Origin of the sequence: Kitasatospora sp. NPDC096147 (genome assembly GCF_044763225.1) — a bacterium.
GTDB lineage: Bacteria > Actinomycetota > Actinomycetes > Streptomycetales > Streptomycetaceae > Kitasatospora.
In genome coordinates this window covers 364,122-385,470 of sequence record NZ_JBIWFX010000005.1, presented here as the reverse complement: position 1 = coordinate 385,470, position 21,349 = coordinate 364,122, and the positions used below count along the sequence as shown (strand labels likewise).

Here is a 21,349-nt window from a genome sequence, read left to right as displayed (position 1 = left end):
GGTAGGTCCTGCCCCCGGGGCTGGCCCGTCCGCGGGGGGGCGGGCTCGCGCCCGGGGGGGGGGGGCGGGGGGGGGGCCGCCCCCCCCCCCGCCGCCCCCCCCACCACCGCCGGACCACTCCACCCGTCACGCCGCGTCCCGAGGGATGATCACTGATGTCCGTACACCCGCCCGCTCCCGCCGGGCGCGTCCTGATCGTCGAGCCCAGCTCGTCGGGGCTCGCCCTGCTGGACAAGGCCCGCGCCCTCGGCTTCGAGGTCGTGGTGGCCACCGCCGACCGGGACGACCGGCGGCTGCCGGAGACCGCCCGGGCCTCGGCCGACCAGCTGCTGGTGGTCGACACCAACGACGAGGCCGCGCTGCTGGCGGCCGTCGCCGACCTGCACGCGGAGCGGCCGTTCACCGGCCTGGTCCCCGGCTTCGAGTTCTACGTCGACACCACCGCCCGGCTGGCCGCCGCGCTCGGCCTGCCCGGCCTGCGGGCGGAGATCGCCGACGGGCTCCGGAACAAGGCCCGGATGCGCACCCTGGTCGAGGCCGCCGGTCTGCGGGTGCCGCGCTTCGCCGAGGTCCGGGACGAGGACGGGCTGACGGCCGCCGCCGCGCACGTCGGCTTCCCGGCGGTGCTGAAGCCGACCGAGTCGGCCGGCAGCATCCACGTCAGCCGGGTCGAGGACCTCGGCCAACTCCTGGCGGCCTACCGGCACTTGAGGGCCGACACCCGTACCGACCTGGGCCGCGACCTGGCCGGGCCGGTGCTGCTGGAGGAGTACCTGGACGGTCCGGAGATCAGCGTCGAGGGCTACGTCGAGGACGGCTGGACGGTGGTCCTCGCGGTCACCACCAAGATGCTCGGCCCCGAGCCGTACTTCGTCGAGCTGGGCCAGGTCATGCCCCGGGACTGCGACCTGGTCACCCGGGCCGCGATCGAGAAGTACGTGGCCGGGGTCTGCAAGGCGCTCGGCGTGGTGCGCGGCCCGTTCCACTGCGAGCTGCGGCTGCCCGGCGGCGAGCCGGTGCTGATCGAGCTGGGCGCCCGGCTGGCCGGGCACCGCATCCCGACCCTGGTGGAGGCCGTCACCGGCGTCGACCAGGTCGGTGTGATGGTGGGCGCCTACACCGGGCTGGACAGCCGGCAGGTGGGGGCGCACGGGGCGCCGAGCGCCAAGTACGTCGGCATCGCCTGCTTCACCGAGTACGGGCTGACCCGCTACGACCGGATCGAGGGCATCGAGGAGCTGCGGGCCCACCCCGACACCCTGGACGTCCAGGTCTACCTCCCGGCCGGGGAGGAGATCCCCCCGGCGGAGGACTTCCGCTGCTTCCTCGGCCACGTGGTCTACCGGGCCGAGTCCTACGAAGAGGCCGTCGAGCGCTGGCACGCGGTACGGAACGAGGTGCGCTTTGTCCAGTCGTGAACTCCCGCGGTACCTGGTGGTCAACCGCTTCGACGACGAGTTCGGCGAGTACCACCGCTTCGTCGAGCCCGGCAGCTGCGAGCTGGTGCACATCACCCTGCCGGCCGGGCTGCCGGTGCTGGACGCCGAGGGCGCGCTGGACCTGGTGGTGACGGACGACCTGGAGTACGACACCCTGCTGCCGATCGCCCGTCGGCTCGCCGAGATCCACGGCGGCTTCGACGCGATCGTCGGCCCGTCCGAGTACGACGTGGTCACCACCGCCCGGCTGCGCGCCGCGCTCGGCGTGCCGGGCTGGTCGGTGGAGTTCGTCGAGGCGTTCCGCGACAAGGCCCGGATGAAGGACCTGATCGGCGCGGCCGGCCTGCGGGTGCCGCACTTCCGCCGGCTGGACGGGGGGAGCACCGCCGCCGCCGTGGCCGCCGAGGTCGGGCTGCCGCTGATCGTCAAGCCCCGGGCCGGCTGGTCCTCGCGCGGGGTGGAGCTGATCCGCGAGGAGGGGGCGCTGGCCGACTGGCTGGCCGTCAACTCCGGACAGCTGGACGGCTACGAGTGCGAGGAGTACGTCGAGGGCGAGGTCCTGCACGTCGACGGCGTCCGGCGCGGCTCGGCCTTCCACTTCGTCAGCGCCTCGCAGTACCTGAACACCTGCCTGGACTTCACCGAGGGCGTGCCGCTCGGCTCGGTCATGCTGGACGCCGGCGAGCGCCTCGACCGGATCACCGCCTTCACCGGCGGCTGCCTGGACGCGCTCGGCCTGGTCGACGGCCCGTTCCACCTGGAGCTGTTCGAGACCGCCTCGGGCGAGCTGGTCTTCCTGGAGGTCGGCCTGCGGCCGGGCGGCGCCGAGGTGCCGTTCGTCCACCGCGACCTGTTCGGCATCGACCTGTTCGCCGAGGCGTTCCGGGCCACCGTCGGCCTGCCGCCGACCGTGCCGGCCACCGAACTCCCGCAGCCCGCCGAGCGGGTGGGCTGGGTCAGCATCCCTGAGCCGAAGCCGTGGCCGAGCACGCTGACCGGCCGCACCTCGCTGCTGGGCGAGGTGCCCGAGGTCTACGCCGAGGTGCTGCCCGCGCTCGGCACGGTCTTCGACGGCAGCGGCGGCTACGAGCAGATCGGCGGCCGGTTCCGGCTGCGCGGCGCCGACCACGCGGCGGTGCGGCGCGCCGCCGAGCAGGTGATGGCCCGCTACCGGCTCACCACCGAGCCCGGCCGCCCGGCGCCTGCCGTTCCCTCCTCGGCCGAGCCGGTCCGGGTGGGTGCCTGATGCCCGCCCGCGCGATGACCTCGACCGACGTGCTGGTCTCCCAGGGCGGCCCGGACATCGAGGAGGTGAGGGTCCGTCAGGCCACCGCCGAGGACGCCGAGGTGCTGGCCGGTCTGATCCGGGCCCACCGGGGGACGGACGGCCTGCCGCCGGACGGCTCCTTCCCGGCGCGGGACGGCTCCCGCGCCGAGGACTTCTGCCTGGTCGAGCACCAAGGCGAGCCGGTGGCCTGCTGCGCGGCGGACCGCCGCGCCGACGGCACGGCGGAGCTGTACGACCTGGTGGTCGATCCGCGGTGGCGCGGCACCGGGACGGGCCGGCTGGCGCTGGCCGGGCTGTTCCTCGCGCTGCGCGCCGAGCAGGCCACCGGGGTGACCGTCACCCCGGGCCCGGCCCGGGCCTGGTTCACCGCCCTCGGCTTCACCGAGCACCCGGAGCACGGCCCCGAGGTGCTCGGCCGGGCCACCGTGGACGGCCACGACGAGGTGCACACCCTCGGACTGCTGGGCGGCCTGCGGATCGAGTTCGCCCGCTCCGGCCGCCAGGTCGAGTGGGACCCGTCCGCCACCGCGCTGCTCCAGTTCTCCCGGGGCGCCCAGGTGAAGACCGACTCGCGCTGCTGGGCCGGGGTGTGCGGCACCTGCGCGGTGAGGATCCGGCGCGGCACCGTCACCTACGACATGGAGCCCGGCTACGAGCCGCAGGACGGCGAGGTCCTGCTCTGCGTCTCCCGGCCCACCACCGATCTGGTCCTCGACCTCTGACCACCCCGCTCCTCCCCAGCACCCAGAGAGACGGAAGCACCATGACCAACCCCGTGACGGCGGCGTACAACGCGGCGTGCAAGGTCCCCGGCAACGGCCTGCTCGACGTGATGGCCGAACTGGCGGCCAATCCGGAGATCCCGACCTGGAAGCGCCCCTACCCGCCCCGCCCGAACTTCGTCGCGGAGCACGAACTGCGCGCCTTCGGCGCGGACCTGACGGAGCTGCTCGGCATGCTGGTCTCGCTGCCCGACCGGCTCTTCGACGGTGACCTGGACCGGTTCTGCGCGGCGGTCGGCGTGCACGGGGCCCGGGCCGAGCTGATGCTCCGTCACGCCCGCGAGACCCCGGTGCTGTTCGGCCGCGCCGACGCCTACCACGACGGCGAGGGCTTCAAGCTGCTGGAGTTCGGCATCGGCAGCGACCTCGGCGGCTGGGACTGGGCCGGTGAGGTGCCGCGCGGCCTGCTGGAGATCGGGGAGTTCGCCGCCTTCGCCCGCGAGCACGGCCTCGGCTACGTGCACACCGGCCGGGAGACCGTGCGCACGGTGAAGGCGGCCGGCGCCGCCTTCACCGGCGGCAGGGAGCCGGTGGTGGCGATCGTCGAAGCCCCGGGCGGGCTGGCCGAGTTCGGCGCCGCGACCTGGTACAACGTCCAGCGGGTGATGCGCTCGCTCGGCCTGGACCTGATGCTCGGCGAGCTCGGTGACCTGACCGAGAAGGACGGCCGGATCGTGCTGGACGGCCGCGAGGTCGACGTGATCTGGCGGGCCTTCGACACCGATCAGCTGCTCGCCGAGCCCTGGCACCTGGAGCTCGCCGAACCGGTGCTGCGCGCCCACGAGGAGGGCCGGGTGCTGCTCTGGCACACCCTGCAGAGCAACCTGTTCGGCGAGAAGGGCTGCATGGCGCTGCTCTCCGACCCGCGGCACGCCGCGCACTTCAGCGCCGCCGAACGCGCCGTCATCGACCGCGCCCTGCCCCGCACCCGCTCGTTGCAGAGCGCCGCCGACCTGGCCGAGCCCGGCCTGCTGGAGGAGCTCACCGAGCTGCGCGGGACGCTGATCCTCAAGCCCAACAACCTGTTCGGCGGCCACGGTGTGGTGGCCGGCTGGGAGACCTCCCCCGAGGAGTGGCGCCGCGCCCTGCGGGCCGGGGCCGAGGCCGGCTGCGTGCTCCAGCAGCGGGTCGTGCCGCGCACCGAGTACATGGTCGACCCGGCCACCGGGCTGGAGCAGCCCTGGCAGACCCTGTGGGGCGTCTTCTACCAGCCCGACGGCTACGCCGGGGCCCAGGCCCGGGTGATCCCGGCCGACTCCAGCCAGGTGATCGGCCACCGCTGCATCGACCTGGTCCACACCGGGGCCGTGCTCACCTACTGAGCCCGCATCCCACCACGCCCCTTCCGACCGCTCCCGCACCCCACCACGCCCCTTCCGACCGCTCCCGCACCCCACTGCGCACCAGAACGGACGACACGTTGAGCACCACCGCCGACCATGGCCTGTCCCACGTCATCGTGATGAACCGCTGGCAGGACCGGTATGCCGACTACGCGGCCTACCTCGACCACACCAGCTGCGCCGTCACCTACGTCACCAGCCCGCTGGGCCGGGGCGCCGTCCCGGCCGGCGCGGCCGAGGTGGTCACCCTCGACGACATCGAGGACCCGGCCCAGCTGCGCGCCGCCGTGCTCGGCCTGGCGGAGCGTCACGGCGCCCCCGACCTGCTGATCACGCTCAAGGAGGAGGACCTGGAGAACGCCGCCGCGCTCCGGGTCGAGCTCGGGCTGCCGGGGATGCGCCCGGAGACCGCCGAGACCTTCCGGGACAAGGTGGTGATGGGGGAGCGGATCGCGGCGGCCGGCCTGCCGATCCCGGCCTTCGCCCCGCTGACCGGCCCCGCCGACGCGCACGCCTTCGCGGCCGTCCACGGCTGGGACCTGATCGTCAAGCCCCGCTCCGGCTCCGGCAGCGCCGGCGTCCTGGCGGTCACCGGCCCCGAGGACCTGGTGCTGGTCGACTTCGACCGCACCGACCTGATGGTGCAGGCCCGCAACCCGCACCCGATCCTGCACGTCGACGGCGTCTTCGACGGCACCGGGCTGCTGGTCTGGCGTGCCTCACGGTACGTCAGGACCTGCCTGGACTTCGCCCACGGCAGCTACTACGGCTCGATCGAGGAGGCCGACCCCGAGCTGCACCGGGTGATCGGCGAGTACGCCGAGGGCTTCCTGCGGGCGCTCACCGACGAGGCCACCCCGTTCCACCTGGAGGTCTTCCTGGAGGAGGGCCCGGACGGTGCGAGCTGCTCCTTCCTGGAGGTCGGCGCCCGGGTCGGCGGCGCGGAGACCCCGTTCCTCTGGCGGGAGGTGCACGACTGGGACCTGATGGAGGCCGCCTTCCACCTCCAGCTCGGGCAGCCGCTGCGGGACGGGATCGACTGGGACACCCAGGAGGTGGCCGGCTTCATCGTGATCCCGGCCCCGGCCGAGCGCCCCTGCCGCTTCACCCGGGCCACCCCGATGACCGGGCGCACCCCCGGCCCGTACGCGGAGTGGGTGCCCGAGGCCGGCTACGTGCTGCCGCCGGCCCACGGCTACGAGCACGTCGGCGGCCGGTTCCGGTTCCGGGGCCCGGACGCCGCCGCCGTCCAGCGGGCGGTGGACGCCACCGCCCGGGACTACCGGGTGGCGGCCGACCACGTCCAGCCGGCCGGGGTCTGACGGTGAGTCACTCCGCCGAGGCCCGGCCCACCCTTCAGGCCGGGCCCACCCCTCCGGCCGGGCCCGACGACGTACAGCCCACCGAGGTGCAGCCCGTCGAGGTCCGGCTGTACAACTACGACCGGCCGCCGGTGCGCCCGCTGGTGCCGGGGGACACCGTCGAGCACTGCGGCACCCGCGTCCTGGGCCTGCTCTTCACCGGCCTGGTCGCCTACGACCCGGCCGACGGCAGCGCCCACGAGGCGGTGGCCCGTTCGATCACCAGTCAGGACGCCACCACCTTCACGGTCTCCCTGCACCCGGGCTGGACCTTCCACGACGGCACCCCCGTCACCGCCGCCTCCTTCGTCGACGCCTGGAACCACACCGCGCACGCCGCCAACCGGCAGGCCGGGGCCACCGCCTTCGAGAAGGTGCTCGGCTACCACGAGGTCCACCCGGCCACCGGGGAGCCCACCGCCGAGCGGATGCGCGGGCTGACCGTGCTGGACGAGCTGACCTTCACCGTCACGCTGGCCGAGCCGTTCGGGCTGTTCCCCGTGATGCTCGGCGCGGCGGCCTACCTGCCGCTGCCCGCCCGGTACTTCACCGACCGGGCGGGCTACCTGGCGAGCCCGGTCGGCAACGGCCCGTACCGGCTGGTCGAGGCCGGCCCGGCCGAGCTGCGGCTGACCAGGCACCAGCCCTACCCCGGCCCGTTCGTCCCGCTGGTCCGGGACCTCCGGCTGATCTCCTACCCGAACCGGGAGAGTGCCTACCGGGCGCTGCTGGCGGGTGAGTTGGACTACCTGGAGGCACTGCCGCACGCCCTGGTCGCGGACGGCGGCGCGGAGCGCGAGCTGGCCGGCCGGATCACCGGCCGGGACGGCCTGGAGCTCCAGGCGCTCGCCTTCCCGTCCTACCTGCCCGGCTACGACTCGCCGGAGCTGCGCAAGGCCGTCTCGCTGGCGATCGACCGCGAGCGGGTGGTCCGCCGCGCGCTCGGCGGCCGGCAGCGGATCGCGGACGGCTGGTCGGTGCCCGGCATCCCCGGCCACCTGCCCGGCCAGGCGGGCCCGTACTGCCGCCACGACCCGGAGGCCGCACGGGAGTTGCTGGCCCGCTCGGGCTTCACCGGCCCGCTGGAGTTCCACTCGCCGGCCAGCGCCGAGGGCTGGCTCGGCGAGATCGCCGCCTGTCTGACCGAGACCCTCGGCCTCGCCTGCGAGCTGGTCCTCTACGACACCGTCCGGGGCTACGCCGACGCGGTCGCCGACCGCACGGTGACCGGCATCGTCCGGGCCGACTGGGCGGCCGACTACCCGGCGCTGGAGAACTTCCTCCGCCCGCAGTTCCACAGCCGCAGCCCGTCCAACGAGAGCGGCTACCACCGCCCGGAGTTCGACGCACTGCTGGCCGAGGCCGACCGCACCCCCGACCCCGGGGCCGCCACCTTCCGCTACCAGCAGGCCGAACGCCTGCTGGCCGAGGACCTCCCGCACGTCCCGCTCTGGCAGGAGTGGGCGGTGGCCGGGTACTCGGCACGGCTGTCCCGGGTCGCGATGACCTGCCAGGGCGAACTCGACCTGCGCACCGTCCTGGTGACACCCTGACGGGTCCGCCCGCGCCACCACCCACCCGAAGGAGATCCACCCCATGCCCCAGCCTCCCGGCGCCCGCTCCGGCGTCTACGGCGCCGCCGGCCTCGCGGTCGCCGCGATGGTCAGCGTGCAGACCGGCGCGGCCGTCTCCACCTGGATGTTCCCGGTCGCCGGGCCGCTGGGGACGGCCTCGCTCCGGCTCGCCTTCGCCGCCGTGATCCTGCTGGTCTGGGCCCGCCCCCGGCTGCGCGGTCGCAGCCGCTCCGACCTGCTGGTGGCCGGGGCCTTCGGGGTCATCAGTGCGGTGATGACGCTGTCCTACTTCGCCGCGATCGACCGCATCCCGCTGGGCGTCTCCAGCGCGCTGGAGTTCCTCGGCCCGCTGGCCGTCGCGGTGTTCGGCCTGCGGCGGCGCCGTGACGTGGTCTGGCCGCTGCTCGCGCTCGGTGGCGTGCTCGCCCTGACCCAGCCCTGGAACGGCTCGCTCGACCCGGTCGGCCTGGCCTTCGGCGTGCTCTCCGGGGCGGCCCTCGGCGGTTACGTGATCTTCAGTCAGCGGGTCGGCGACCGCTTCTCCGGCGTCGACGGCCTGGCCTTCGCGGTGACGGTGGCGGCGCTCTGCACCGCGCCGTTCGGCCTGGTGCACGCGGTGCCGGTGCTCACGCCCGGGATGCTGCTCGGCGCGGCCGGGGCGGCGGTGCTGCTGCCGGTGCTGCCCTACGTGCTGGAGATGATGGCGCTGCGCCGCCTCACCACGGGTGCGCTCGGCACCCTGCTCAGCTTCGAGCCGGGCTTCGCCGCGCTGATCGGCTTCCTGCTGCTGCACCAGAGCCTGACGGTGGCCCAACTCGCGGGCCTGGTCTGCGTGGTGGCCGCCAGCCTGGGCGCCGTCCGGGGCGGGGAGCGCAAGCCGCAGGAGCAGGACCGGATGGAGGCCGAGGCGGAATCGGAGCGGGAGACGGAGCCGGAGACCGGCGTGGCGCAGCAGCCCGTGCGCTCCTGAGACGACGGGCCGTCAGGCCGCCAGCAGGCCCGAGCGGTGGGCGGCCCGGTCGTAGCGCAGCAGGAGCAGCTCGGCGATCTCCGGGGCGGCGCCGAGGACCGGGGCGACCAGGTCGATGCCGGCCGTGCGGGCGGCTTCGGCGATCCGGTCGGGGAGCAGGCCGGGGGCCAGCAGGTAGGGGGCGACGGCCAGTTGGCGCAGGCCCCGGGCGCGCAGGGCGGCGATGGCGTCGGCGGGGTGCGGCGGGACGGCGGAGGCGTGCGCCACCTCGACGGCGGCGAAGCCCCGGGTGCGGCGGTACTCCTCGGCGACGGCCCGGGTGGCGGCGTTGGCCGCCTGGTCGGAGGAGCCGGCGGCGGCCAGCACCAGACCGGTGTGCGGGGCGTCCGCGAGGTCGAGGCCGGCCTCGGTGAGGCGGCGGTCCAGGGCGGCCAGCAGCAGTGGGGAGGGGCCGAGCACCTCGGCCAGCGGGAGGTCGGCCGCGCCGGCCTCGCGCAGCGCGGCAGGGATGTCGCTGCGGGCGTGGAAGGCCCGGTTGAGCAGCAGCGGGACGGCGACCGCGCCGCGCAGCCGGGGCGCGACCTGGCCGAGCCGGGGTGCGCAGTGGTCCAGGTAGGCGGTGCTGATCTCCACCTCCGGCCGCAGGGCGCGGAGCCGGCGGGTCAGCGCGTCCACCGTGGCGGCGTGGCGCGGATCGCGGCTGCCGTGCGCGATCAGGAGCAGGGCGGGCCCGCCCGCGCCACCGCCGTGGTGGCGGGGCGCGGGCGGGGTGCCGTGGTGCAGGAGCATCGGTGCGGCCCTACCGGGTGCCGTGCAGCAGGCCGCGGTTGCGGAGCACCCGGCGCTCCAGCGGGCTGAAGAACAGCAGGTCGATGGCGACGCCGACGATCAGGATCAGGATGATGCCGAGCAGCACGCCGGACATGTCGGCGAACTCCCGCTGGTTCTCCAGGTAGCGGCCCAGGCCGATGCCCAACTCGGGCGAGGCGGCGATCAGTTCGGCCGCCATCAGGGAGCGCCAGGAGAACGCCCAGCCCTGCTTGAGCCCGGCCAGGTAGCCCGGCAGGGCGCCCGGCAGCAGGATGTGCCGGGCCTGGACGAGGCCGCTGGCGCCCATGGTGCGGCCGGCCCGGAGCAGGATCGGCGGCACCTGGTCGATGCCGGCCACCAGGCCGTTGGCGACGGACGGCACGGCGCCGAGCAGGATCACCGCGTACATGGTCGAGTTGTTGACGCCCAGCCAGATGACGGCGGCGGGCACCCAGGCCACGGACGGCAGCGACTGGAGGCCGGAGAGGATCGGGCCGATGGCCGCCCGGACGGGCTTGACCTGGGCGACCAGCAGGCCGATCGGGGTGCCGATGACCACGGCGGCCACGAAGCCGGACAGACCGCGCCAGAGGCTGGTCCAGATGATGCTGAACAGCGTGCCCTGGCCCCAGAGGTCGACCAGTGAGGCCCAGACCATGCCGGGGCTCGGCAGCTTGTAGCTGTCGGTCAGCTCCAGGCTGAAGGCGGCCTGCCAGACCACCAGCACCAGGGCGATGGCGATGACCGGCGGCAGTGCCTTCTGGCGCAGCGTCACCAGCAGCGGGGTGCGGGTGGTGACGACGGCGTCCAGCGCGTCCAGGCCGGCCCCGACGTCGGCGGAGCTGGGGCTCGGGGTCTTGTCGAGCAGGGGGGTGGTGTCAGTGCTGGCCATGGCGGCGGATCTCCCCACGCAGCTCGTCGGTGATTTCGATGGACAGGTCGGCCACGCCGGCGGATTCGATCCGGCGGGGCTGCGGCAGGTCGATCCGCCACTCCTTGGCGACCCGGCCGGGCCGGGAGGAGAGCAGGACCACCCGCTGGGCGAGGCGGACGGCCTCGCGCACGTTGTGGGTGACGAACAGCACGGTGAGCTTGCGCTCGGCCCAGATCCGGGTCAGCTCGTCGTGCAGCACGTCACGGGTGATGGCGTCGAGCGCGGCGAACGGTTCGTCCATCAGCAGCACGTCGCTGCCCTGGGCCAACGCCCGTGCCAGCGCCACCCGCTGGCGCATGCCGCCGGAGAGCTCGTGCACCCGCTTGCCGTACGAGCCGTGCAGGCGGACGAGTTCGAGCAGCCGCTCGGCCTCGGCGCGCCGCTCGGCCTTCGGGGTGCCGCCGAGCCGCAGGGCCAGCTCGATGTTCTTGCCGGCCGTCAGCCAGGGGAAGAGCGCGTGCTCCTGGAACATCAACGCGGGCCGGTTGCCGCCCAGTTCGATGTCGCCGGCGGTGGGCTTGTCCAGCCCGGCCACCAGGTTGAGCAGGGTGGACTTACCGCAGCCCGAGGCGCCCAGCAGGGTGACGAACTCACCCGGGGCGACGTCGAGGGTGATGTCGTCCAGCACGTGGGTGGCCGCGCCGGGGCGGCCGAAGGACTTGTGGACGTGCGAGAGCCGGACGGCGGGAGCGCCGGTCGGGGCCTCGGCGCTCGGCGCGCTCTTCGAGGTGGTCAGTGCCGTGGTCATCTCCGGGCACCTCCTGGGTGACTGGTCTGGCGGCTGGCGAAGGGAGTGGGAGCCGGGGTCCGGCCCCGCCCGGCCCGTTGACTGGGCATCGACCGGGCTGGGCGGGGACACGGACCTCGGAGTCCGGTGGCGCTGCTTACTTGGTGCCGAGCCCGGCGTCCGCGACGGCGGCCTGGCTCTTCTCCTTGAGCACCTTGTTCAGCAGGGTCAGGTCGTAGATCCCGGCCAGGTTGGGCTTCTTGAGCAGGCCGGCGGTCACCGCGTTGTCGGCCTCCTTCTGCAGGGTGGAGGCCAGCGGGTCGTCGATGAAGTCGATGTCGGCCCAGGCCGGGTCGAGGATGGCGGCCTCCAGCGAGTTGCCGGCCGCCTCCTTGATGGCCTCGTTGGCAGCGGCCTTGGCCTTGTCCGGGTTTGCCTTGATGTAGGCGTTGGTGTTCACCGAGCCGCGCAGCACGGCCTCCACCACGTCCGGGTGCTCCTTGAGGAACTTCTGCGAGACGATGATGTTGGTGATCACGAACTTGTTGTCCGGCCAGAGCGACTTCTCGTTGAGCAGCTCCTTGGCGCCGAGCGTGACCAGCTTGGAGGCGGTCGGCTCGGGGACCCAGGCGCCGTCGATGGAGCCGGACTTGTAGGCGTCGGGGGTGACCTTGTTGTCCGAGCGGACGACCGAGACGTCGCCGGCGCCGGAGTTGGCGTCGACCTTCCAGCCCTTGCTGTTCAGGAACGAGAGCAGGGCGACGTCCTGGGTGTTGCCGATCTGCGGGGTGGCGATCTTCTTGCCCTTGAGGTCGTCCACCGACTTGATCTTCTCGGGGTTGACGACCAGTCGGACACCGCCGGAGGCCGAGCCGCCGATGATCTTCAGCGACTCACCGTTGGACTTGGTGAAGCCGTTGATGGCGGGGGAGGGGCCGATCCAGCCGATGTCGATCGAGCCGGCGTTCAGCGCCTCGATCTCGGCCGGGCCGGCGTTGAAGATCTGGGTCTTGACCTGGGTGGAGCCCAGCTCCTTCTGGATCAGGCCCTCCTTCAGGCCGACCAGCGGGGTGCCGTGGGTCAGGTTGGCGAAGTAGCCGATCTTCACCGTGTCGGCGGAGAGCTTCTTGGCCTCGCCGCCGGCCGAGGAGGAGGCCGCAGCCGGCGCGGCGGCGGGCTTGTCCTCGTTCTTGGAGCCGTAGCCGCAGGCCGAGAGCAGGCCGATCGCGGTCAGGCCGGCCACGGTGGCGGTGGCGGTCCGTCTGAAGCGGGCGGAGGTGCTGTGCGCGGTCATCGTTTCGTCCTCTGGCAAGTTCATGGAAGAAAGAAAGAAAGTCGGGCGTGGGTGCCTGCGGATCCGGAGCGACCGCCGCTGTGGGAAGCGGCCGCCCCGGTGACAGGGGCTCAGAGCCCCTGTCCGCCTGCACATCGCGTCAGCCCGCCCTGGCCACTGCCGAGGACGCCGCTGCCGATGCGGCCGCCTTCCTTGTCCATGCCCGAGAACGCCTCGCTGGGCATCAGACCTAGTCCTCCTCGTCGGGTTGCTCTGCTGCGGAAGTGGTGTCGAAGGCCTCGCCCGCCATGCCGGCGGTGAGGGTGGTGCCGTCGGCCGGGTCGATCAGCAGGAAGGACCCGGTGTGACGGTTCGCGCTGTAGGGGTCGAGGGCGAGCGGCTCGGCGGTGCGCAGCACCACGTGGCCGATCTCGTTGACCTCCAACCCGCTTGCGCCGGAGCGCTGTTCGAGGGTGTCGATGTCGATGCGGTAGCTGATCTCCTTGACCAGCGCGCGCACCGTGCGGGTGGTGTGCTTGAGCAGCACCTTGGCGCCGACGGTCAGCGGGCGCTCGTTCAGGTGGCAGACGGTGGCCTCGACGTCCTTGGTGGGGACCGGAGCCGCACCGCCGGCGATCAGGTCGCCGCGCGAGATGTCGATGTCGTCGGCGAGCCGGACGGTCACCGACTGGGGGGCCCAGGCGATGTCGGTCTCGGTGCCGAGCGCGTCGATCCCGCTCACGGTGGTGGTGCGGCCGGCCGGCAGCACCGTCACGGTGTCGCCGACCCGCAGCACGCCGGAGGCCAACTGGCCCGCGTAGCCACGGTAGTCGGGGTGCTCGGCGGTCTGCGGACGGATCACGTACTGGACCGGGAAGCGGGCCGGCTCCTCGCTGGGGTCGGTGCCGACGGGCACGTTCTCCAGGTGCTCCAGCAGGGTCGGGCCACCGTACCAGTCCATGTGGGCGGACGGCTCGACCACGTTGTCACCGGCCAGCGCCGAGATCGGGATCGCCACCACGTCGGCCACCCCGAGCGAGGCGGCGTAGGCGGTGAACTCGGCGGCGATGGCGGCGAAGACGGGCTCGTCGTACTCGACGAGGTCCATCTTGTTGACCGCGAGCACCACGTGCGGGACGCGCAGCAGGGCGGCCACGGCGGCGTGCCGGCGGGTCTGCTCGACCACGCCGTTGCGGGCGTCGACCAGCACCACGGCCAGCTCGGCGGTGGAGGCGCCGGTCACCATGTTCCGGGTGTACTGCACGTGCCCCGGGGTGTCGGCGAGGATGAACCGCCGCCGGGCGGTGGCGAAGTAGCGGTACGCCACGTCGATGGTGATGCCCTGCTCGCGCTCGGCCCGCAGGCCGTCGGTGAGCAGCGCCAGGTCCGGGGTGTCCTGGCCGCGGTTGCGGGAGGCGTGCTCGACGGCCTCCAACTGGTCGGCCAGCACGGACTTGGAGTCGTGCAGCAGCCGGCCGACCAGGGTGGACTTGCCGTCGTCGACGGAGCCGGCGGTGGCGAAGCGCAGCAGCGAGGTGGCGGTTGCTTCCTGGGTGGTGCTCATGGTCTAGAAGTACCCTTCGCGCTTGCGGTCTTCCATCGCGGCCTCGGACAGCTTGTCGTCGGCGCGGGTGGCGCCGCGCTCGGTGAGGCGGCTGGCGGCGATCTCGGTGATGATGTCCGCGTTGGTGGCGGCGTCGGAGTCGACGGCGCCGGTGCAGGACATGTCGCCGACGGTGCGGTAGCGGATGAGACGGGTCTCGACCGTCTCGCTCTCCTTGGGGCCGCCCCACTCCCCGGCGGTCAGCCACATCCCGTCGCGCTTGAACACCGGGCGCTGGTGGGCGTAGTAGATCTCCGGGAGCTCGATCTTCTCCCGCTCGATGTACTGCCAGACGTCCAGCTCGGTCCAGTTGGAGAGCGGGAACACCCGGACGTGCTCGCCGACCGCGTGCCGGCCGTTGTAGAGCGACCAGAGCTCGGGGCGCTGGCGGCGCGGGTCCCAGGCGCCGAACTCGTCGCGGAGCGAGAACACCCGCTCCTTGGCCCGGGCCTTCTCCTCGTCGCGACGGCCGCCGCCGAAGACGGCGTCGAACTTGTGGGACTCGATGGCGTCCAGCAGCGGCACGGTCTGCAGCGGGTTGCGGGTGCCGTCCGGGCGCTCGCGCAGCCGGCCGTCGTCGATGAAGTCCTGGACGTTGGCCACGTGCAGGCGCAGGTTGTGCTGCGCCGCCACCCGGTCCCGGTAGTCGATGACCTCGGGGAAGTTGTGGCCGGTGTCCACGTGCAGCAGCGAGAACGGGATGGCCGCCGGGGCGAACGCCTTCAGCGCCAGGTGGAGCATCACGATGGAGTCCTTGCCGCCGGAGAACAGGATCACCGGCCGCTCGAACTCACCCGCCACCTCGCGGAAGATGTGCACCGACTCCGCCTCCAGGGCGTCCAGGTGCGAGAGCGCGAAGGGGGACTCGGCGGTCTCCAGCGGGCTGTGCGTCACGGTGGCGGTCATGCGAGGCCCCTCTCGGTCAGGAAGGCGTACAGCTCGGCGGCGGACTCGGTCACCTGGCGGCCCTGCGTCTGGATCCTCAACTCCGGTGCGGCCGGAGCCTCGTACGGGTCGTCCACACCGGTGAGACCGGAGATCTCGCCGGCCGCCTGCTTGGCGTAGAGGCCCTTGACGTCCCGCTCCGAGCAGAGCTCGACCGGAGTGGCGACGTGCACCTCGAGGAACTCGGTGCCGAGCCCGGCGTGCCGCTCGCGGACGGCGGCCCGGGAGTCGGCGTAGGGGGCGATCACCGGGGCGAGCACCTTCACGCCGTTCCGGGCCAGCTTCTCGGCCACGAAGCCGATCCGGGCCACGTTGGTGTGCCGGTCCTCCTTGCTGAACCCCAGCCCCTTGGACAGGAATTCACGGATCTCGTCACCGTCCAGGACCTCGACCCTGTGGCCCTCGGCGCGCAGCCGCTCGGCCAGGGCGAAGGCGAGCGTGGTCTTGCCCGCGCTGGGCAGCCCGGTCAGCCACACCGTGGCGCCGCGCTCGCAGGGGGCGGCCAGCGGGGCCGCCTCTGCGGCTCCGTCGGCGGCCGGGGTGATGGCTGTGCTCACGGTTCGTTCTCCTCAAGGGGTGTGACGGTCGGTCGGCCGGTCAGAGGTGGATGCCGCACTCGGTCTTGCCCGAGCCGGCCCAGCGGCCGGAGCGGCCCTCCTCGCCCTCGCCGGGCTTGGCGGTGCAGGAGAGCGGCGCGCAGCCGATCGAGGTGTAGCCCTCCCACAGCAGCGGGTTGAGCAGCACCCCGTTGGCGGCGACGTAGGCGTCCACGTCGTCCTGGGTCCAGCGGGCGATCGGGGCGATCTTCACCTTGCGGCGCTTGGCGTCCCAGGCCACCACCGGGGTGTTGGCCCGGGACGGCGACTCGTCCCGGCGCAGGCCGGTGGCCCAGGCGTCGTAGGCGGCCAGGCCGCGGTTGAGCGGTTCCACCTTGCGCAGCGCGCAGCACAGGTCGTTGTCGCGATCGTGCAGGTTCGGGCCGTACTGGGCGTCCTGCTCGGCCACCGTCTGAAGCGGCTTGAGGGTGATGACGTTGACCGGCATCACCGCCGCCACCGCGTCCCGGGTGCCGATGGTCTCGGCGAAGTGGTAGCCGGTGTCCAGGAAGACCACGTCCACGCCGGGGAAGACCGAGGAGGCCAGGTGGGCCACCACGGCGTCCTCCATCGAGGAGGTGACGCAGAACCGCGGGCCGAAGGTCTCGGCGGCCCAGCGCAGGACCTCCTGCGCCGGAGCCTCCTCCAGCTCGACGGCCGCCTTCGCGGCTATCGCCTCGTAGTCAGTCACGCTGCTCATGTGCCGTTCCCCCGTGGGTGGTTGACAGCAGGCCCAGGTACTTCAGCTGGAACGCCCGGCGGCAGGAGTGGCACTCCCAGGAGCCGTGGCCGGCCTCCGAGGGCCGGAGGTCCTCGTCGCCGCAGTACGGGCAGTGGAACGGCGCGGCGCGTTCGCTCACGACAGCTGCTCCTCACTGGCCCGGGCCGTCCACTGGGCGAAGCGCTCGCCCTCGGTGCGGTCCTCCTGGTAGCGGGTCAGGACCCGCTCCACGTAGTCCGGCAGGCCGTCCTTGGTGACCTTGAGGCCGCGGACCTTGCGGCCGAAGCCGGCCTCCAGCCCGAGCGCGCCGCCCAGGTGCACCTGGTAGCCCTCGACCTGCTCGCCGTTCTCGTCGGTCACCAGCTGGCCCTTGAGGCCGATGTCGGCGACCTGGATGCGGGCGCAGGCGTTCGGGCAGCCGTTGATGTTGATGGTCAGCGGCTCGGCGAACTCCGGGAGGCGGGCCTCCAGTTCGTCGATCAGGGTGCGACCGCGCTCCTTGGTCTCGACGATCGCCAGCTTGCAGTACTCGATGCCGGTGCAGGCCATCGTGCCGCGCCGGAACGGCGACGGGGTGACCCGCAGGTCCAGCGCCTCCAGGCCGGCCACCAGCGACTCGACCCGGTCCTCGGCGACGTCCAGCACCAGCATCTTCTGCTCGGCGGTGGTGCGCAGGCGGTCGGAGCCGTGCTCGGCGGCCAGCTCGGCGATCTGGCCGAGCAGCTTGCCGTTCACCCGGCCGACCCGGGGGGCGAAGCCGACGTAGTAGTTGCCGTCCTTCTGCCGGTGCACGCCGACGTGGTCGCGCCAGCGGCCGGAGGGCTCCTTCGGCGCCGGGCCGTCCACCAGCTTGTACTTGAGGTACTCGTCCTCCAGCACTTGGCGGAACTTCTCCGGGCCCCAGTCGGCGACCAGGAACTTCAACCGGGCGCGGTTGCGCAGGCGGCGGTAGCCGTAGTCGCGGAAGATGCCGATCACACCGCCGTAGACGTCGGCCACCTCGTCCAGCGGCACCCAGGCGTTCAGCCGGACGCCCAGCTTGGGGTTGGTGGAGAGGCCGCCGCCGACCCAGAGGTCGAAGCCCGGGCCGTGCTCGGGGTGCTCGACGCCGACGAAGGCGATGTCGTTGATCTCGTGGGCCACGTCCAGCAGCGGCGAGCCGGAGATCGCCGACTTGAACTTGCGCGGCAGGTTGGAGAAGTCCGGGTTGCCGATGAAGCGCTGCATGATCTCGTCGATGGCGGGGGTGCCGTCGATGATCTCGTCCTCGGCGATGCCGGCCACCGGGGAGCCCAGGATGACGCGCGGGGTGTCGCCGCAGGCCTCGGTGGTGGAGAGGCCGACCGCCTCCAGGGTCCGCCAGATCGCCGGGACGTCCTCGATCCGGATCCAGTGGTACTGCACGTTCTGCCGGTCCGTCAGGTCGGCGGTGCCGCGCCCGTACTTCTCCGAGACCTCGGCGACGGCCTTCAGCTGGGCCACCGTCAGCCGGCCGCCGTCGATCCGGACCCTGAGCATGAAGTACTCGGCGTCCAGCTCGTGCGGCTCCAGGATCGCGGTCTTGCCGCCGTCGATCCCCTCCTTGCGCTGGGTGTACAGACCCCACCAGCGCATCCGGCCGCGCAGGTCGGCCGGGTCGATCGAGTCGAAGCCGCGCTGGGCGTAGATCGTCTCAATGCGCGTCCGCACGTTGAGACCGTCGTCGTCCTTCTTGAACTGCTCGTTCGGGTTCAGCGGCGTGCGGTGTCCGAGACCCCACTGGCCCTCGCCACGGTGGCGGGTCACCTTGCGGGCGGCCGCGGGGCGGCGCGCGGGCGCGCCGGCGGCCTGGGGCTCGACCGGGTCGGGGGTGCTGGCCATGGTGAAGTCCTTAAGGCAGTGGCTCTGGTGGCGGCTGCGGGCTTCCGGGCACGGACCTGCTACGACCTGCGGGTTCTCCACGAGGTACGGGGGAGCAGTGACCTTGCCGGGGGCTCGCACATCCGCTGCGGCGGGGACGGCGAATCGGGTTCGCGCCGGGTGCGGTGGGAGACGGCGGGTGGGCTCAGGTCACCGGACAGATGGCGCTGGACACGCGAAGGAGATCGACGTGGAGTCGACCTACTAGGGTGGTTCCGGCGCTCGGCATGGCAAGAGATTCGCACGCCGCACGACCCCCGGTCCACCATCGTCCGGATGGTGGACTCGTGAGTTTCGATGGGTGAGACCACGATCGTTGCGCCGCAGCCCGGACGGCTGGTGAGACCTCGTCAGGTTGCTCGTCCGTCCGCCGCCCGGGGACCGATAGGTTAGGGGCGTGCAAGCAGCAGGGGAAACCAGCAGGACGGGGGCCGAGCGCCCCTCCCGGCGCAGGCGTCGCGGACGCCGCCGCCGTGAGTCGACGTGGCGCCGGACCGCCTGGACCTTGGTCAAGGACACCACCAACACCTGCGTCGAGTACCGGGTCACCGGACTCGCGGCGGAGGCGGCTTTCTTCACGCTGCTCTCCATCCCGCCGCTGCTGCTCTGCCTGGCCGGCACCCTCGGCTACCTGGACGACATCCTGGGCGCCGGCACCATCGAGAAGCTGGAGCAGGACATCCTGCAGGCCAGTGCCACCGTGCTGGCCCCGAGCTCGATCCAGCAGATCGTCCAGCCGCTGCTGAACAGCGTCTTCGACGAGGGCGGCCGGCCGGACCTGATCTCGATCGGCTTCCTGCTCTCGCTCTGGTCCGGCTCGCGGGCGCTCTACATCTTCATCGACACCATCACCGTGATGTACGGCCTGGACGGCAAGCGCGGGATCGTGAAGACCCGGCTGATGTCGCTCGGCCTCTACCTCGGCGCCCTGGTGATCGGCTCCCTGGTGCTGCCGCTGCTGCTGGCCGGGCCCGGCCTGGTGCGCAACGCGCTCGGCCCCGACTCGGCCGGTGCGATCAGCGCGCTCTCCTGGCCGGCCGCCATCGTCCTGCTGGTCATCTTCCTCACCACCCTCTACCACGTGGCCGTGCCGGTCTCCACGCCCTGGCGGGAGGACATCCCCGGCGCCCTGGTGGCGCTGGTGGTGCTGGTGGTGTGCAGCGTGCTGCTCCGCCTCTACCTGGTCTCCTCGATCGAGGGCCGCTCGGTCTACGGACAGCTGGCCGCCCCGGTCGCGGTGCTGCTGTGGATCGGCGTGGTGGCGCTCGCGGTGCTGATCGGTGCCGCGATGAACGCCGCGCTGGACCGCCGCTGGCCGACCACCGAGACCGCCGACGCCCGCGCCGAGAACGAGCGGGCCAGCGAGGAGGCCGCCGCCGCCGTGGTCCGCGAGGCCACCGCCCGGCGGGCCGTGGAGCGGGCCCGGCTGGCCCGCGAGCTGGGCCTCGGCGAGGGCCACGAGGAGGACCTGGACGAGGAGGAGGACGACGACCCGCCCTCCGAGTACCCCGAGCGCTGGGCCGACTTCCTGCCGCCGGGGAACGTCCGCGGCCGGCTCGCCTCCGGCGGGACCCACCGGCGCCGCCGTCCGCCGCCCCCGCCCCCGGAGACCGACCGGCCCGGCGGTTGGCACGTCTGACGGTGCGCCAGGGCACGCCGTCGGACGGGGGTGGGCCGGCACACCGTCGTATATGGGGTGCGCGGACGGCCCGGGGTTCGCTAGGGTCGCCTGCGACGGGAGCGTGCCGCTCCCGGTGCAGCCGTTGAGCGAGAAGGAGGTGACGACCGTGGTGACTGTCGTCATTGCGGACGCCGTCCGCGCCCAGAAGGTCCTCCCCACCTCCGTGGTCTCCGGCTGACACCCCTTCACGATCCGCGCGCGGCGCGGACTGCCGGGGCCACCCCTCGAAGGGTTCCCCGAAGTTGAATCTCTCCACCACCGACCGCTCGCTGTCCGCCTACGGCTGGAACGACGAGTGGTCCGCCAAGTTCGCCTTCTTCGCCCACGCCGGCCTGCGGCCGGGCCGGGTCACCCGGGTCGACCGGGGGATGTGCGACGTCCTGCTCGACGACGACGGCTCCGGCGCGCCCGGCACCGTCCGGGCCGACCTGCGCCCGGTGCGCATCTCCGACCCGGCCGAGTGGGTCTGCACCGGCGACTGGGTCGGCGTCGACCTGACCACCGCACCGATGCCCAGCGTCGCGGCCGTCCTGCCCCGGACCACCGCGATCATCCGCTCCACCGCCGGCAAGCGCTCCGAGGGCCAGGTGCTGGCGGCCAACGTGGACACCGTGATGATCGCGGTCTCGCTGGCCGCCGACCCCGACCTCGGGCGGATCGAGCGCTTCGTCGCGCTCGCCTGGGAGTCCGGTGCCGAGCCGCTGGTGGTGCTGACCAAGTGCGACCTGGTCGGTGACGCCGCGTTCGTCCGGGACGACGTCGAGGGCGTGGCCCCCGGCGTCACGGTGCTCGCGGTGAGCGCCGAGACCGGCGAGGGCATCGACGTGCTCCGCGCCTGCCTGGGCACCACCAGCGTGCTGATCGGCCAGTCCGGCGCCGGCAAGTCCACCCTGACCAACGCGCTCAGCTCCTCCGAGGCGATGGTCGTCCAGTCCACCCGCTCGGTGGACGAGAAGGGCCGGCACACCACCACCACCCGCGAGATGATCCCGCTGCCGGGCGGCGGCGTGGTGATCGACACCCCCGGCCTGCGCGGCGCCGGCCTGTTCGGCGGCGAGGGCCTGGACATGGCCTTCGCCGAGATCGACGAGCTGTCCGCCGACTGCCGCTTCCACGACTGCGGCCACTCCGGTGAGCCGGGGTGCGCGGTGCTGGCGGCGCTGGAGGAGGGCTCGCTGCCGGTGCGCCGCTGGGAGAGCTACCAGAAGCTCCAGAAGGAGAACGCCTGGATCGCCTCCCGGACGGACGCCCGGCTGGCCGCCGAGCGGCTGAAGAAGTGGAAGACCATCACCAAGTCGGTCCGGGCCCAGGGTTCGCCGAAGAAGTAGTGGTGCCGCACGGCCGAGGGCCGCACCCCGACCACCGGGGTGCGGCCCTCGGCCGTCTCACCGTCTCACCGTCTC

General features: G+C 73.0%; 20 protein-coding genes. 9 read left to right on the top strand and 11 right to left on the bottom strand.

Translation table 11 applies throughout. The annotated features are described in order from the left end of the window. Window positions 1–155 precede the first annotated feature (155 nt). The 7 genes from ACIRBX_RS19410 (at window position 156) to ACIRBX_RS19380 (ending at window position 8,757) form a co-directional block, all read left to right on the top strand. Complete coding sequence (locus tag ACIRBX_RS19410; protein ID WP_402298190.1) at window positions 156–1,418, top strand: ATP-grasp domain-containing protein; 1,263 nt, start codon at window positions 156–158, stop codon at window positions 1,416–1,418. Next, window positions 1,405–2,685 carry an acetyl-CoA carboxylase biotin carboxylase subunit family protein gene (locus ACIRBX_RS19405; protein ID WP_402298188.1) on the top strand — a complete coding sequence of 427 codons (1,281 nt, stop codon included), beginning with the start codon at window positions 1,405–1,407 and terminating at the stop codon, window positions 2,683–2,685. The genes ACIRBX_RS19410 and ACIRBX_RS19405 overlap by 14 nt, the downstream gene beginning before the upstream one ends. Further along, a complete protein-coding gene (locus ACIRBX_RS19400; protein ID WP_402298186.1) occupies window positions 2,685–3,449 on the top strand; it encodes a GNAT family N-acetyltransferase in 765 nt (254 codons plus the stop codon). Before ACIRBX_RS19405 ends, ACIRBX_RS19400 begins: the two co-directional genes overlap by 1 nt. 41 nt (window positions 3,450–3,490) lie before the next feature. Then, window positions 3,491–4,831: a hypothetical protein gene (locus ACIRBX_RS19395; RefSeq protein ID WP_402298184.1), complete on the top strand. Its 1,341-nt coding sequence runs from the start codon at window positions 3,491–3,493 to the stop codon at window positions 4,829–4,831. 98 nt (window positions 4,832–4,929) lie between these two features. Beyond that, entirely contained in the window at window positions 4,930–6,174 is a 1,245-nt protein-coding gene (locus ACIRBX_RS19390; protein WP_402298182.1) for an acetyl-CoA carboxylase biotin carboxylase subunit family protein, read from the top strand. Between the two features lie 2 nt (window positions 6,175–6,176). Next, on the top strand, window positions 6,177–7,766 hold the full coding sequence (locus ACIRBX_RS19385) for an ABC transporter substrate-binding protein (RefSeq protein ID WP_402298180.1): 1,590 nt from the start codon (window positions 6,177–6,179) through the stop codon (window positions 7,764–7,766). 43 nt (window positions 7,767–7,809) lie between these two features. Further along, window positions 7,810–8,757 (top strand): EamA family transporter, encoded by a 948-nt coding sequence (locus ACIRBX_RS19380; RefSeq protein ID WP_402298179.1) that lies wholly within the window; start codon window positions 7,810–7,812, stop codon window positions 8,755–8,757. 12 nt (window positions 8,758–8,769) lie between these two features. On the opposite strand, the gene ACIRBX_RS19375 is transcribed toward ACIRBX_RS19380, so the two are convergent. The 11 genes from ACIRBX_RS19375 to ACIRBX_RS19325 all read right to left on the bottom strand — a co-directional run bounded on the left by ACIRBX_RS19375 (window position 8,770) and on the right by ACIRBX_RS19325 (window position 18,494). Then, entirely contained in the window at window positions 8,770–9,546 is a 777-nt protein-coding gene (locus ACIRBX_RS19375) for a sirohydrochlorin chelatase (RefSeq protein WP_402298177.1), read from the bottom strand. A gap of 10 nt (window positions 9,547–9,556) precedes the next feature. Next, entirely contained in the window at window positions 9,557–10,459 is a 903-nt protein-coding gene (locus ACIRBX_RS19370; RefSeq protein ID WP_402298176.1) for an ABC transporter permease, read from the bottom strand. After that, the gene (locus ACIRBX_RS19365) at window positions 10,446–11,249 is read right to left on the bottom strand and encodes an ABC transporter ATP-binding protein (RefSeq protein WP_402298174.1); all 804 of its coding nucleotides are present in this window, start codon (window positions 11,247–11,249) and stop codon (window positions 10,446–10,448) included. The genes ACIRBX_RS19370 and ACIRBX_RS19365 overlap by 14 nt, the downstream gene beginning before the upstream one ends. A 136-nt stretch (window positions 11,250–11,385) precedes the next feature. Further along, entirely contained in the window at window positions 11,386–12,522 is a 1,137-nt protein-coding gene (locus ACIRBX_RS19360; protein ID WP_402298172.1) for an aliphatic sulfonate ABC transporter substrate-binding protein, read from the bottom strand. 229 nt (window positions 12,523–12,751) lie between these two features. Beyond that, window positions 12,752–14,065, bottom strand: coding sequence for a sulfate adenylyltransferase subunit 1 (locus ACIRBX_RS19355; RefSeq protein WP_402298171.1), 1,314 nt, complete (start codon window positions 14,063–14,065; stop codon window positions 12,752–12,754). 3 nt (window positions 14,066–14,068) lie between these two features. Beyond that, the gene (gene cysD / locus ACIRBX_RS19350) at window positions 14,069–15,010 is read right to left on the bottom strand and encodes a sulfate adenylyltransferase subunit CysD (protein ID WP_402298169.1); all 942 of its coding nucleotides are present in this window, start codon (window positions 15,008–15,010) and stop codon (window positions 14,069–14,071) included. Next, entirely contained in the window at window positions 15,007–15,555 is a 549-nt protein-coding gene (cysC, locus tag ACIRBX_RS19345) for an adenylyl-sulfate kinase (protein WP_402298427.1), read from the bottom strand. The genes cysD and cysC overlap by 4 nt, the downstream gene beginning before the upstream one ends. Window positions 15,556–15,646: 91 nt before the next feature. Further along, a complete protein-coding gene (locus ACIRBX_RS19340) occupies window positions 15,647–16,345 on the bottom strand; it encodes a phosphoadenylyl-sulfate reductase (protein WP_402298168.1) in 699 nt (232 codons plus the stop codon). Continuing rightward, window positions 16,329–16,505 (bottom strand): hypothetical protein, encoded by a 177-nt coding sequence (locus tag ACIRBX_RS19335; RefSeq protein WP_402298166.1) that lies wholly within the window; start codon window positions 16,503–16,505, stop codon window positions 16,329–16,331. Before ACIRBX_RS19335 ends, ACIRBX_RS19340 begins: the two co-directional genes overlap by 17 nt. Continuing rightward, window positions 16,502–18,226 (bottom strand): nitrite/sulfite reductase, encoded by a 1,725-nt coding sequence (locus ACIRBX_RS19330; protein ID WP_402298164.1) that lies wholly within the window; start codon window positions 18,224–18,226, stop codon window positions 16,502–16,504. The genes ACIRBX_RS19335 and ACIRBX_RS19330 overlap by 4 nt, the downstream gene beginning before the upstream one ends. A gap of 184 nt (window positions 18,227–18,410) precedes the next feature. Continuing rightward, entirely contained in the window at window positions 18,411–18,494 is an 84-nt protein-coding gene (locus tag ACIRBX_RS19325; protein WP_310593185.1) for a putative leader peptide, read from the bottom strand. Between the two features lie 168 nt (window positions 18,495–18,662). On the opposite strand from ACIRBX_RS19325, the gene ACIRBX_RS19320 reads away from it, so the two are divergent. After that, the gene (locus ACIRBX_RS19320; RefSeq protein ID WP_402298162.1) at window positions 18,663–19,904 is read left to right on the top strand and encodes a YihY/virulence factor BrkB family protein; all 1,242 of its coding nucleotides are present in this window, start codon (window positions 18,663–18,665) and stop codon (window positions 19,902–19,904) included. A gap of 284 nt (window positions 19,905–20,188) precedes the next feature. After that, window positions 20,189–21,274 carry a ribosome small subunit-dependent GTPase A gene (rsgA, locus tag ACIRBX_RS19315; protein WP_402298161.1) on the top strand — a complete coding sequence of 362 codons (1,086 nt, stop codon included), beginning with the start codon at window positions 20,189–20,191 and terminating at the stop codon, window positions 21,272–21,274. Window positions 21,275–21,349: the final 75 nt, after the last annotated feature.

Excerpts from the sequence above, each read along its gene's own strand:
- ACIRBX_RS19410 (WP_402298190.1), top strand. The coding sequence starts at position 156 with ATGTCCGTACACCCGCCCGCTCCCGCCGGGCGCGTCCTGATCGTCGAG.
- ACIRBX_RS19400 (WP_402298186.1), top strand. The coding sequence starts at position 2,685 with ATGCCCGCCCGCGCGATGACCTCGACCGACGTGCTGGTCTCCCAGGGC.
- ACIRBX_RS19395 (WP_402298184.1), top strand. The coding sequence starts at position 3,491 with ATGACCAACCCCGTGACGGCGGCGTACAACGCGGCGTGCAAGGTCCCC.
- ACIRBX_RS19380 (WP_402298179.1), top strand. The coding sequence starts at position 7,810 with ATGCCCCAGCCTCCCGGCGCCCGCTCCGGCGTCTACGGCGCCGCCGGC.
- ACIRBX_RS19375 (WP_402298177.1), bottom strand. The coding sequence starts at position 9,546 with ATGCTCCTGCACCACGGCACCCCGCCCGCGCCCCGCCACCACGGCGGT.
- ACIRBX_RS19370 (WP_402298176.1), bottom strand. The coding sequence starts at position 10,459 with ATGGCCAGCACTGACACCACCCCCCTGCTCGACAAGACCCCGAGCCCC.
- ACIRBX_RS19365 (WP_402298174.1), bottom strand. The coding sequence starts at position 11,249 with ATGACCACGGCACTGACCACCTCGAAGAGCGCGCCGAGCGCCGAGGCC.
- ACIRBX_RS19360 (WP_402298172.1), bottom strand. The coding sequence starts at position 12,522 with ATGACCGCGCACAGCACCTCCGCCCGCTTCAGACGGACCGCCACCGCC.
- ACIRBX_RS19355 (WP_402298171.1), bottom strand. The coding sequence starts at position 14,065 with ATGAGCACCACCCAGGAAGCAACCGCCACCTCGCTGCTGCGCTTCGCC.
- cysD (WP_402298169.1), bottom strand. The coding sequence starts at position 15,010 with ATGACCGCCACCGTGACGCACAGCCCGCTGGAGACCGCCGAGTCCCCC.
- ACIRBX_RS19340 (WP_402298168.1), bottom strand. The coding sequence starts at position 16,345 with ATGAGCAGCGTGACTGACTACGAGGCGATAGCCGCGAAGGCGGCCGTC.
- ACIRBX_RS19330 (WP_402298164.1), bottom strand. The coding sequence starts at position 18,226 with ATGGCCAGCACCCCCGACCCGGTCGAGCCCCAGGCCGCCGGCGCGCCC.
- ACIRBX_RS19325 (WP_310593185.1), bottom strand. The coding sequence starts at position 18,494 with ATGCCGAGCGCCGGAACCACCCTAGTAGGTCGACTCCACGTCGATCTC.